Raw genomic sequence first — 12,223 nt, forward strand, 5'->3', positions numbered from 1 at the left:
CTGACGGGCAAGGCGACACCAAACCTGAAGGTCGTCATTACTGATAACGGCGCTCTGCCGCAGACGGTCGATGTCAAGCCCGATGGGAGCTGGACCTTGACCCGCACCGGGCTGAGCCGGACAGGGCATAGCTTCGTCGCGAAATCGGAGTCGCTGGCGTCGGCGGCCTGGGTTGTAAATGTGGTGGCAGAGGTGCAGCCGAGCATCGACAAGATCACCGACTCGCAGTTGCGGGATATCGCCAACCGCGGCACGACCGTCGACACCACGGTGATCCTGACGGGCAAGGCGACACCAAACCTGAAGGTCGTCATTACTGATAACGGCGCTCTGCCGCAGACGGTCGATGTCAAGCCCGATGGGAGCTGGACCTTGACCCGCACCGGGCTGAGCCGGACAGGGCATAGCTTCGTCGCGAAATCGGAGTCGCTGTCATCGGCGGCATGGACCTTGACCGTGGTGGCATTGGTCACACCGAGTGTTACCGTCAGGGACCCTCAGGGGGCTAATATTCCCCACGGTGGCGAGACCACGGCAACCACCGTGTATGTCAGCGGCAGTGCGTCTATCAATACCGCTGTCGAGGTTCGCGATAATGGTGTTCGGAAGCAGGATGCATCCGTCAACGGCAGCGGTGGATGGGGGGAGATCAGTCTGTCGGTGGGGGCTGGTTTTCATAGCATTACGGCCAGAGGGCTTTATGGTAATAACCCGGTATCTCCGGCCCGGAGCTTTACCGTAGTGGTTGATACCTGGCGGGACTCCATTACTGACTTCAACAATGGAACCGCAGGAAACTGGCAAAAAGGCCCGGCAGGTTTTCAAGGGCGTATTACGGGGGGAGTGTTTCATAACGATACGACAGCTGTTTCAGGGCATGCCGGCGTGTTGTTCAGTCAAACATTTAACTTCATGACCGGGCGAACCTATTCATTCAGCTATAGCGTTCGAAACTTTAGTCCGCTGGTAAACAATGTGCCGCCGATTTTTTCAGTCAGCACCGCCGCGGGCCAACAGATACTTCCTGCCTATAGCGTCCCCAGGACAGGGCAATGGTTTCAACAGAGTGCCAACTTCTCCGTTACCCTGACTGGAAATCAGCTAGTGCGCATAGTGAGTCACCAGGACAGGGGGGGTAACGATGGTAGTGACGGTGGGAATGACTATCAGATAGATAACATCATTGTAAGAAGAGTTTCCTGAAGCTTAGAAAGTAAATGAGCAGAAAAGGTTAAGGTTTATTTTTCCGACATGAAAAATAAACCTGCACCCTTGATTCCAGAGCCATGGAAATGTCCGGTGAATTTTCAGGGTTGCCGGTCGGAAGTGCCGCGACTGTCAGCCCGAGGCTAATCCAGGTGATAGTGGACTTGCTCGCCATGGCGCCAGTCCAGACTACACAGAACCCTCCAATAAACCCTTCTATTTCCCACCCCCTGCAAAAGTTGGAAGGTTTCTTGCAGTAGCGGCTCTGCGCCTGCTTTCGGCGTCAAAAGTTTGCTTCAAGGAACGGGGAATACCGGTGGATCGCTCTCAGTTACTCAACAGTGCTCGCACAAACGTTGCCGACTTAAGTCGGGGCAATCTGGGTGTGCCGTTGTTGCTGCTGGTCATGCTGGCGATGATGATGTTGCCGGTGCCGCCGTTCCTGCTGGACGTGTTCTTCACGTTCAACATTGCCTTGTCGATTGTCGTCTTGCTGGTGTGTGTTTATGCGTTGCGGCCACTGGACTTTGCGGTGTTCCCGACCATTTTGCTGGTGGCGACCCTGTTGCGACTGGCGCTGAACGTAGCCTCTACGCGCGTGGTGATGCTCCACGGTCAGGACGGCCATGCCGCCGCCGGTAAGGTGATCCAGGCCTTCGGCGAGGTGGTGATCGGCGGTAACTACGTGGTCGGTATCGTCGTCTTCGCGATTTTGATGATCATCAACTTTGTCGTGGTGACCAAGGGTGCCGGGCGGATTTCCGAGGTGAGTGCGCGTTTCACCCTCGATGCGATGCCCGGTAAACAAATGGCGATCGACGCCGACTTGAACGCCGGCCTGATCGACCAGAACCAGGCCAAACTGCGCCGGATGGAAGTGGCCCAGGAAGCCGAGTTCTACGGTTCCATGGACGGTGCCAGCAAGTTCGTTCGCGGTGACGCCATTGCCGGCCTGCTGATTCTGTTCATCAACCTGATCGGCGGCATGGCGGTTGGTATCTTCCAGCACGGCATGAGCTTCGGCGACGCCGGCAAGGTTTACGCACTGCTGACCATCGGTGACGGTTTGGTGGCGCAATTGCCATCACTGCTTTTATCTACAGCTGCAGCGATCATGGTGACCCGTGCTTCCGGTTCGGAAGACATGGGCAAGCAGATCAATCGCCAGATGTTTGCTTCGCCCAAAGCGTTGGCCGTGGCGGCGGGTTTGATGGCGGTGATGGGCCTCGTGCCGGGCATGCCGCACTTTTCCTTTCTCAGCATGGCAGCCCTGGCGGGTGGCGGCGCGTACCTGTTCTGGAAGAAGCAGAACGTGGTCAAGGTTCAGGCGCTGCAAGAGGTCAAGCGTCAACAGGAACTGCTGCCATCGCCCGCTCGCGCTCAGGAAACCAAGGAGCTTGGCTGGGATGACGTCACTCCGATCGACATGATCGGCCTGGAAGTCGGCTACCGGCTGATTCCGCTGGTGGACCGCAATCAGGGTGGTCAGTTGCTGGCGCGGATCAAGGGCGTGCGCAAGAAGCTGTCCCAGGACCTGGGCTTCCTGATGCCAACCGTGCATATCCGTGACAACCTCGACCTGGCGCCGAGTGCCTATCGCCTGACCTTGATGGGGGTGATCCTGGCCGAAGCGGAGATTTACCCGGACCGCGAACTGGCGATCAACCCGGGGCAGGTCTACGGTACGCTCAGCGGCATTACCGCCAAAGATCCGGCTTTCGGTCTGGAGGCGGTCTGGATCGAAATCAGCCAACGTGCCCAGGCTCAATCCCTCGGTTACACCGTGGTCGATGCCAGTACGGTGGTGGCAACCCACTTGAACCAGATTCTGTACAAGCACTCCAGCGAGCTGATCGGACACGAAGAAGTCCAGCAACTCATGCAATTGCTGGGCAAAAGCTCACCTAAACTGGCCGAAGAGCTGGTGCCTGGCGTGGTGTCTCTGTCGCAGCTGCTCAAAGTATTGCAGGCATTGCTGGCCGAACAGGTGCCAGTACGGGACATTCGCAGCATTGCCGAAGCCATCGCCAACAATGCCAGCAAGAGTCAAGATACTGCCGCGTTGGTGGCCGCGGTGCGCGTCGGCGTATCCCGCGCAATCGTCCAAAGCATTGTAGGCACTGACTCCGAGCTCCCAGTGATCACCCTGGAGCCAAGGTTGGAACAAATATTGCTCAATAGTCTTCAGAAGGCAGGACAAGGCTCGGAAGAGGGTGTTCTGTTGGAGCCAAGCATGGCTGAGAAACTGCAACGCTCGTTGATCGATGCGGCGCAGCGACAGGAAATGCAAGGTCAACCGGTGATTCTGCTGGTAGCCGGTCCGGTTCGCGCGATGTTGTCGCGATTCGGCCGATTGGCAGTCCCGGGTTTGCATGTGTTGGCTTACCAGGAAATTCCTGACAACAAGCAAGTGACCATCGTTGCGACAGTAGGGCCCAACGGCTGAGGTAGTGGTTTATGCAAGTTAAGCGTTTTTTCGCCGCCGATATGCGTCAGGCCATGAAACTGGTTCGTGATGAGCTGGGCGCTGATGCCGCCATCATTGGCAACCGCCGGATCGCCGGTGGTGTCGAGCTGACGGCTGCCCTGGATTACAAGTTGTCGGCGCTGGCTCCGCGCGTTCCGAACATGGAACTCGAAGACGAGCTGCGCAAGACCCAGTCGCGGATCGTCACCGCTCAGGCCGAACTGAGCCTGCGCAGCGATGGCGAGAGCGACAAGTCCACCAATCGCCAATTGTTTGCCGGCCTGCCACTGACCGCCGCCGAGCCGCTGATCGAGCCGACCTACACCGAACCCCGTCGTCCTGCACCGGCTGCGGCACCTGCCTCCGGTGGCGTCGATCCACGGGCGTTCGACTCGATGCGTTTCGAACTCAACAGCCTGCGCGAACTGATGGAAGTGCAACTCGGCTCCCTGGCCTGGAATCAGCTGCAAGGCAGCCGTCCGGCCCAGGCCAATCTTTGGCGTCGCCTGCAACGCATCGGCCTTTCCGGCCCGTTGTCGCGCGATTTGCTGGCGCTGATTACCGATATTGAAGAACCTCGTCAGGCTTGGCGCATGTTGCTGGCGCATCTGGCGCGGATGATCGCCACACCGGAAGTCGAGCCTCTGGAAGAGGGCGGCGTGATTGCCATGGTCGGCCCTGCCGGCATGGGCAAGACCACCACCCTGGCCAAGCTCGCGGCCCGTTACGTGCTCAAGTACGGCGCGCAGAATATCGCGCTGGTCAGCATGGACAGCTACCGTATTGGTGCTCAGGAACAACTCAAGACGCTGGGCCGGATCCTCAATGTGTCGGTGACGCATGTCGATCCGGGCCAATCGCTGGTGCAGGCGCTGGAGCCTTTGCTGCGCAAACGCGTGGTGCTGATCGATACCGCGGGCCTTCAGGCCAGCGATCCGGCACTGCGCATGCAGCTCGAAAGCCTGGCCGGTCGTGGCATCAAATCAAAAAATTATCTGGTCCTGGCAACCACCAGCCAGAAACAGGTTCTAACGGCCGCTTATCACAGTTACAAGCGTTGTGGGCTCGCTGGCTGCATCCTGACTAAACTGGATGAAACGGCAAGCCTGGGCGAGGTGTTGAGCCTGGCCATCAGTCATGAATTGCCGGTGGCCTACCTGACCGATGGCCCGCGGATTCCGGATGATTTGCATCTACCGCGTCGTCATCAGTTGGTCAGTCGCGCCGTCAGCGTGCAAATGCAAGAAGAACCCAGCGAAGAAGCCATGGCTGACATGTTCGCTGATATTTACCACAGCCCGACCAAGCAGGTTGGCTGAGGTATTAATGAACAGTTTTTGTACCTACATCGATGGTCTGCCATGCATTGTTCCGTTAGTGAACGCGCAGCCAGTAATGTGGCCTCCGTCTATGCAAGACAAGGTAAAGAAATAACATGGGCAGCATGCATCCCGTACAGGTGATCGCGGTGACCGGCGGCAAAGGTGGCGTCGGGAAAACTAACGTGTCAGTGAACTTGTCCCTGGCTCTAGCTGAGCTCGGCCGGCGCGTCATGCTGTTGGACGCCGATCTGGGGCTGGCGAACGTCGACGTCCTGCTGGGACTGACACCCAAACGTACTTTGGCCGACGTGATCGAAGGCCGCTGTGAGCTGCGCGACGTACTGTTGCAGGGCCCTGGCGGTATTCGAATCGTCCCGGCCGCGTCCGGCACACAGAGCATGGTTCATTTAAGCCCGGCCCAACACGCCGGCCTGATCCAGGCGTTCAGCGATATCGGTGACAACCTCGACGTGCTGGTGATCGACACCGCTGCGGGCATTGGTGACTCGGTAGTCAGTTTCGTTCGTGCAGCGCAAGAAGTCTTGCTGGTGGTCTGCGACGAGCCGACCTCGATCACCGATGCCTACGCACTGATCAAACTGCTGAACCGCGATTACGGCATGAACCGCTTCCGCGTCCTGGCCAACATGGCCCAGAGCCCGCAGGAAGGGCGCAACCTGTTCGCCAAGTTGACCAAGGTCACGGATCGCTTCCTTGACGTCGCCTTACAATACGTCGGCGCGGTGCCTTACGACGAAAGTGTGCGCAAGGCTGTGCAGAAACAGCGCGCCGTCTACGAAGCCTTCCCTCGGTCCAAGTGCTCACTGGCGTTCAAGGCGATTGCACAGAAGGTCGATACCTGGCCGCTACCTGCCAACCCGCGTGGGCACCTGGAGTTTTTCGTCGAGCGCCTCGTGCAACAAACGGCAGGACCGGTGCTATGACAGCCAGTGGCTACGACCTCTACAAGAAGTCGGCACGTGACGCGCAGTACGAGCTGATCGAGCGTTACGCGCCACTGGTTAAACGCATTGCCTACCACTTGCTGGCGCGTTTGCCCGCCAGTGTTCAGGTTGAAGATCTGATCCAGGCCGGGATGATCGGCCTGCTTGAAGTATCGACCAAATACGACGCCAGCAAAGGCGCGAGTTTCGAGACGTACGCGGGCATTCGAATCCGTGGCGCGATGCTCGATGAAGTACGCAAGGGGGACTGGGCGCCACGTTCGGTCCACCGCAATACCCGGATGGTCAGCGACGCAATTCGCTCGATTGAAGCTAAAACCGGTCGTGACGCTAAAGATCACGAGGTTGCGGCCGAACTCCAATTGAGTCTCGACGATTATTACGGGATTTTGAACGACACCCTGGGCAGCCGGCTATTCAGTTTCGACGATCTGTTGCAGGACGGCGAACACGAAGGGCTGCACGAGGATGGCGCCAGTGCTCATCTCGAGCCGTCACGCGATCTGGAAGATGAACGCTTCCAGGCGGCGCTGGCGGACGCGATTGCCAATTTGCCGGAGCGTGAGCGACTGGTGTTGGCGCTGTACTACGACGAAGAGTTGAATCTCAAGGAAATCGGTGAGGTCCTGGGGGTCAGCGAATCTCGGGTCAGCCAGTTACACAGCCAGTGCGCGGCCCGCTTGCGGGGGCGTTTGGGGGAGTGGCGAGCGCGCTGAAGGCAGTGTGGGGACACTGCGAGCGGGACCGGTGTGGGATTAGCTGCACCGGTCGCGATTTGTTGTGCTCCAGACAGTCATCGAGTGCATTGCCGGATTGATTGAAATGGCGCGTCCAGGTGCTGGGCGCGTTTAAGACTGCTTGGAGGTCGAATTGGACAAGAACATGAAAATCCTCATCGTTGATGACTTCTCAACGATGCGGCGGATCATTAAAAACCTGTTGCGTGACCTTGGGTTCACCAACACGGTCGAGGCCGACGATGGCACTACTGCCATTCCGGTTCTCAACAGCGGCAGCATCGACTTTCTGGTAACAGACTGGAACATGCCTGGCATGACCGGTATCGACCTGCTGCGTCACGTGCGTGCCGATGAAAAGCTCAAGCACCTGCCGGTGCTGATGGTGACCGCTGAAGCCAAGCGCGAGCAGATCATCGAGGCAGCCCAGGCCGGAGTTAACGGCTATGTGGTCAAGCCCTTCACGGCCCAGGCGTTAAAAGAAAAAATCGAGAAGATTTTCGAACGCATCGGTTGATGTGCGAAGCCACTGCGCCACGGGGGAGCTATGGAGCATAACGAGTCTTCACAGAGCGATTTCGAATCGACTCTGAAAAAACACGCGGTCGAACTGGTCGACAGCCTTGAAAAAGGCAGGTTCGGCGACGCTGTGCAACTGATCCATGAGCTCAATCAGACCCGTGATCGTGGCCTGTATCAGGAAGTGGGCAAGCTCACTCGCGAGCTGCATAGCGCGATCGTCAATTTCCAGATTGACCCGCACATGCCGCAAGCCGAGGAAGTCTCGCAGATCACGGACGCCACCGAGCGTCTGGGTTATGTGGTCAAGCTGACCGAGGCTGCTGCCAACCGCACCATGGACCTGGTGGAAAACGCCACGCCGCTGGTCAACGGCCTGAGCAACGAAGCCCAGGCCTTGAGCACCGACTGGGGACGGTTCATGCGTCGCGAAGTCGGGGCTGAAGAGTTCCGCGAGCTGGCTCGGCGAGTCGACGGTTTCCTGACACGCAGCAGCGAAGACAATCGCGTTGTGTCGAGCAACCTCAACGACATTTTGCTCGCTCAGGATTACCAGGACCTCACCGGTCAGGTGATCAAGCGTGTGACCCAATTGGTCACCGAAGTTGAAAGCAACCTGCTCAAGCTCGTGCTTATGGCCAGTCAGGTGGACCGCTTTGCGGGCATCGAACATGACCGTGAAGCGATGCTGGCAGAAAAAGATCCGCAAAAACATCTCTCTCAGGGTGAAGGTCCGCAGATTCATGCCGATAAAAGAGAAGACGTTGTGTCCGGTCAGGACGATGTAGACGATTTGCTTTCCAGCCTTGGATTCTAGGAGCACCCCTACACATGAGCTTCGGCGCCGATGAAGAGATCCTTCAGGATTTCCTGGTTGAGGCCGGCGAGATTCTAGAGCAACTGTCCGAACAGCTGGTCGAGCTTGAAAGCCGACCTGATGATGCGGACTTGCTCAATGCAATTTTTCGCGGTTTTCACACTGTAAAAGGAGGCGCCGGCTTCCTCCAGCTCAACGAGTTGGTGGAGTGCTGTCACATCGCCGAGAACGTGTTCGACATCCTGCGCAAGGGTGAACGTCGCGTCGACTCGGAACTGATGGACGTGGTTCTCGAAGCGCTGGATGCGGTGAACGGCATGTTTACCGAAGTCCGCGAGCGCAGCCCGATCACGGCTGCCACGCCAGAATTGCTTGCGGCACTGGCCCGTCTGGCCGAGCCGCAAACCGCCGATGAAACGGCACCGGTCGCCGAGGTGGTGGAAGAACCTGCCGCCGAGAGCGAATCAGGTGACATCACCGATAACGAATTCGAACAACTGCTGGATTCGCTGAACGCCGTCAAGGCTCAGGCAGAAGCCCCGGTCGTTGTGCCAGCGCCGAGCAGCCATGCGGCGGCCAGCGACGAAATCACCGATGCCGAGTTTGAGTCGTTGCTCGATCAGCTGCACGGTAAGGGCCAATTCGCCGTCGATGCGGTAGCCCCGGCGCCAGCCGCACCGGCTGCCCCGAAAGCGGCAGGCGACAGCTCCGATATCACTGATGACGAGTTCGAAGCCCTGCTCGATCAGTTGCATGGCAAGGGCAACTTTGCCGTTGATGCGCTGGAATCGGCCATTGCTTCGGTCCCGGCCCCGGCTGCGCCCACCGCTAAAGCGGCTGGTGGCGATCTGATCTCCGATCACGAGTTCGAATCGCTGCTCGACGAATTGCACGGTAAAGGCAAGTTCACTGAAGTCGGTACCGGTGCAGTGGTTTCGGCTCCAGCGGCCAAGGCCCCAACACCTGTCGCGAAGCCTGCGGCCAAAGCGCCCGAGCCTAAAGCTGAAGCGCCGAAACCGGCAGCCGCAGCGGCTCCGGCACCTGCTCGCGCCGCGCCGTCCGCGCCGCCACCGGAAAAACCGGCCAGCGAAGCCGAGACCACCGTGCGGGTCGATACCGCGCGTCTCGACGAAATCATGAACATGGTTGGCGAACTGGTACTGGTGCGTAACCGCTTGGTCCGTCTGGGCCTCAACAGCGGCGACGAAGCCATGTCCAAGGCCGTGTCGAACCTCGACGTGGTCACGGCCGACCTGCAAACCGCGGTCATGAAGACCCGGATGCAACCGATCAAGAAGGTCTTCGGGCGCTTCCCGCGCCTGGTTCGCGACCTGGCTCGCCAGCTCAAGAAAGAGATCAACCTGGAACTGGTCGGGGAAGAAACCGACCTCGACAAGAACCTCGTCGAGGCCCTGGCTGACCCGCTGGTCCACTTGGTGCGCAACTCGGTCGACCACGGTATTGAAGAGCCGGCCGAACGTGAAGCGATGGGCAAGCCTCGCAGCGGCAAGGTGATCCTGTCCGCTGAACAGGAAGGCGACCACATCCTGCTGTCGATCTCCGATGACGGCAAGGGTATGGACGCCGATGTTCTGCGCGGCATTGCCGTGAAGAAAGGCTTGATGGACAAGGATGCAGCGGATCGCCTCAGCGAATCCGATTGCTTCAACCTGATCTTCGCACCGGGTTTTTCGACCAAGACCGAAATTTCCGATGTCTCCGGACGCGGCGTGGGCATGGACGTGGTGAAAACCAAAATCGCCCAGCTCAACGGCACCATCAATATCTATTCGACCAAGGGCAAGGGCTCGAAGATCGTCATCAAGGTCCCGTTGACCCTGGCGATCATGCCGACGCTGATGGTCATGCTGGGCAACCAGGCGTTTGCGTTCCCGCTGGTGAACGTCAACGAGATCTTCCACCTCGACCTGTCGCGCACCAACGTGGTGGACGGCCAGGAAGTGGTAATCGTGCGGGACAAGGCGCTGCCATTGTTCTACCTCAAACGCTGGCTGGTCAGCTCTGCCGCTCACGAAGAGCAGCGCGAAGGCCATGTGGTGATCCTTTCGGTGGGCACTCAGCGGATCGGCTTCGTCGTCGATCAACTGGTGGGCCAGGAAGAAGTGGTCATCAAGCCATTGGGCAAAATGCTCCAGGGAACCCCGGGCATGTCCGGCGCCACCATCACCGGTGACGGCCGCATTGCGCTGATTCTCGATGTTCCGAGCATGCTCAAGCGTTACGCCGCACGGCGTATTTGATTCTGGTGGGGCGGGGCGACTGAGCCTCGCTCCGTCTAACGGAGTGTTTATGGCAGTTAAAGTCCTGGTGGTGGACGATTCGGGGTTTTTCCGCCGCCGCGTCTCGGAAATTCTTTCAGCGGATCCGAATATCCAGGTCGTCGGCACGGCGACCAACGGAAAAGAGGCGATTGATCAGGCGCTGGCCCTCAAGCCAGACGTGATCACCATGGACTACGAGATGCCGATGATGGATGGCATCACGGCGGTGCGGCACATCATGCAGCGCTGCCCGACCCCGGTGTTGATGTTCTCCTCGCTGACGCACGAAGGCGCTCGGGTAACCCTCGACGCACTGGATGCCGGCGCGGTGGATTTCCTGCCGAAGAATTTCGAAGACATCTCCCGTAACCCGGAGAAGGTCAAGCAACTGCTGTGCGAGAAGATTCTCAGCATCTCGCGCAGTAACCGTCGCGCCAACACCTACAGCGCTCCGGCACCTGTCGCCGCACCCGCTCCGACGCCTGCACCTTCGAGTGTCAGCAGCTACGGCAGCAGCGCGCCTGCGCGCCCGGCACCGGCTCCGATTCCGGCCCGTACGTACGCGCCAGCCTCGTCGTCGCCCGCACCGAAACGCAAAGCCTACAAACTGGTCGCCATCGGTACGTCCACGGGCGGCCCGGTTGCCTTGCAGCGGGTTCTGACCCAATTGCCGGCCAACTTCCCCGCACCGATCGTATTGATCCAGCACATGCCGGCTGCCTTTACCAAGGCGTTCGCCGAGCGTCTGGACAAGCTCTGCCGCATCAGCGTCAAGGAAGCCGAGGATGGCGACATCCTGCGTCCGGGCCTGGCGTTGCTGGCGCCGGGTGGCAAGCAAATGATGATCGACGGCCGTGGCGCGGTGAAAATCCTCCCGGGCGACGAACGTTTGAACTACAAACCGTGCGTGGACATCACCTTCGGTTCGGCGGCCAAGTCTTACGGTGACAAAGTTCTGGCGGTCGTATTGACCGGCATGGGCGCCGATGGCCGCGAAGGCGCGCGTCTGCTCAAGCAGGGCGGCAGTGCAATCTGGGCTCAGGATGAAGCCAGCTGCGTGATCTACGGTATGCCGATGGCCATCGTCAAAGCCGAACTCGCCGATGCGGTGTACAGCCTGGACGATATCGGCAAGCATCTGGTCGAGGCTTGTATCTGATGGACGTTTTAAGCCTTATCGGGATCATCCTGGCGTTCGTCGCCATCATTGGCGGCAACTACCTTGAAGGCGGCCACCTCGGCGCGCTGGCCAACGGCCCGGCGGCGTTGATCGTTATCGGTGGCACCGTCGGTGCGGCGCTGCTGCAGGCACCGATGAGCGCCTTCAAGCGCGCCATGCAGATTCTGGCCTGGATCCTGTTTCCTCCGCGCATCGACCTTGCTGGTGGCGTCGATCGCGTTGTGAGCTGGAGCCTGACCGCGCGCAAGGAAGGCCTGCTGGGTCTGGAAGGAGTAGCCGACGCCGAATCGGACAACTACTCGCGCAAAGGCCTGCAACTGCTGGTGGACGGCGCCGAGCCGGAAGCGATTCGCAGCATTCTGGAAGTGGATTTCTACACCCAGGAAAGCCGCGACATCGAAGCCGCCAAAGTCTTCGAAAGCATGGGCGGCTACGCGCCGACCATCGGGATTATCGGTGCGGTGATGGGCCTGATCCACGTGATGGGCAACCTGGCCGATCCATCGCAACTGGGTAGCGGCATCGCCGTGGCCTTCGTCGCGACCATCTACGGCGTGGCCAGTGCCAACCTGGTGCTGCTGCCGATTGCCGCCAAACTCAAGTCCATCGCTTTGCGGCAGTCGCGTTATCGCGAAATGTTGTTGGAAGGCATTCTGTCGATCGCCGAAGGTGAAAACCCTCGCTCTATTGAGTTGAAGCTTCAGGGCTTCATGGATTGATGGGGGTAA

9 protein-coding genes and 1 pseudogene are annotated in these 12,223 nt (G+C 59.2%); all 10 read left to right on the plus strand.

The window, feature by feature from the left end:
- Positions 1–1,203: pseudogene (locus QF010_RS19865) on the plus strand (hypothetical protein); the annotation flags it as partial.
- A gap of 319 nt (positions 1,204–1,522) precedes the next feature.
- Positions 1,523–3,652 (plus strand): flagellar biosynthesis protein FlhA, encoded by a 2,130-nt coding sequence (gene flhA / locus QF010_RS19870; protein WP_033055997.1) that lies wholly within the window; start codon positions 1,523–1,525, stop codon positions 3,650–3,652.
- A gap of 11 nt (positions 3,653–3,663) precedes the next feature.
- Positions 3,664–4,992, plus strand: coding sequence for a flagellar biosynthesis GTPase FlhF (gene flhF / locus QF010_RS19875; protein WP_008155822.1), 1,329 nt, complete (start codon positions 3,664–3,666; stop codon positions 4,990–4,992).
- Positions 4,993–5,108: 116 nt separating this feature from the next.
- Positions 5,109–5,939, plus strand: coding sequence for a flagellar synthesis regulator FleN (gene fleN, locus QF010_RS19880; RefSeq protein ID WP_008001746.1), 831 nt, complete (start codon positions 5,109–5,111; stop codon positions 5,937–5,939).
- Positions 5,936–6,676, plus strand: a complete 741-nt coding sequence (gene fliA / locus QF010_RS19885; protein ID WP_033055999.1) for an RNA polymerase sigma factor FliA — start codon at positions 5,936–5,938, stop codon at positions 6,674–6,676. Before fleN ends, fliA begins: the two co-directional genes overlap by 4 nt.
- Positions 6,677–6,842: 166 nt before the next feature.
- Entirely contained in the window at positions 6,843–7,214 is a 372-nt protein-coding gene (locus tag QF010_RS19890) for a chemotaxis response regulator CheY (RefSeq protein ID WP_003183998.1), read from the plus strand.
- A gap of 30 nt (positions 7,215–7,244) precedes the next feature.
- Positions 7,245–8,033, plus strand: coding sequence for a protein phosphatase CheZ (locus QF010_RS19895; protein WP_033056001.1), 789 nt, complete (start codon positions 7,245–7,247; stop codon positions 8,031–8,033).
- Positions 8,034–8,047: 14 nt separating this feature from the next.
- The gene (locus tag QF010_RS19900; protein WP_429533760.1) at positions 8,048–10,294 is read left to right on the plus strand and encodes a chemotaxis protein CheA; all 2,247 of its coding nucleotides are present in this window, start codon (positions 8,048–8,050) and stop codon (positions 10,292–10,294) included.
- 49 nt (positions 10,295–10,343) lie between these two features.
- Positions 10,344–11,474 carry a protein-glutamate methylesterase/protein-glutamine glutaminase gene (locus QF010_RS19905; protein WP_033056003.1) on the plus strand — a complete coding sequence of 377 codons (1,131 nt, stop codon included), beginning with the start codon at positions 10,344–10,346 and terminating at the stop codon, positions 11,472–11,474.
- On the plus strand, positions 11,474–12,214 hold the full coding sequence (locus QF010_RS19910) for a flagellar motor protein (RefSeq protein WP_033056004.1): 741 nt from the start codon (positions 11,474–11,476) through the stop codon (positions 12,212–12,214). Before QF010_RS19905 ends, QF010_RS19910 begins: the two co-directional genes overlap by 1 nt.
- Positions 12,215–12,223: the final 9 nt, after the last annotated feature.

The organism is Pseudomonas silensiensis, assembly GCF_050434865.1.
Taxonomy (GTDB): domain Bacteria; phylum Pseudomonadota; class Gammaproteobacteria; order Pseudomonadales; family Pseudomonadaceae; genus Aquipseudomonas; species Aquipseudomonas fluorescens_W.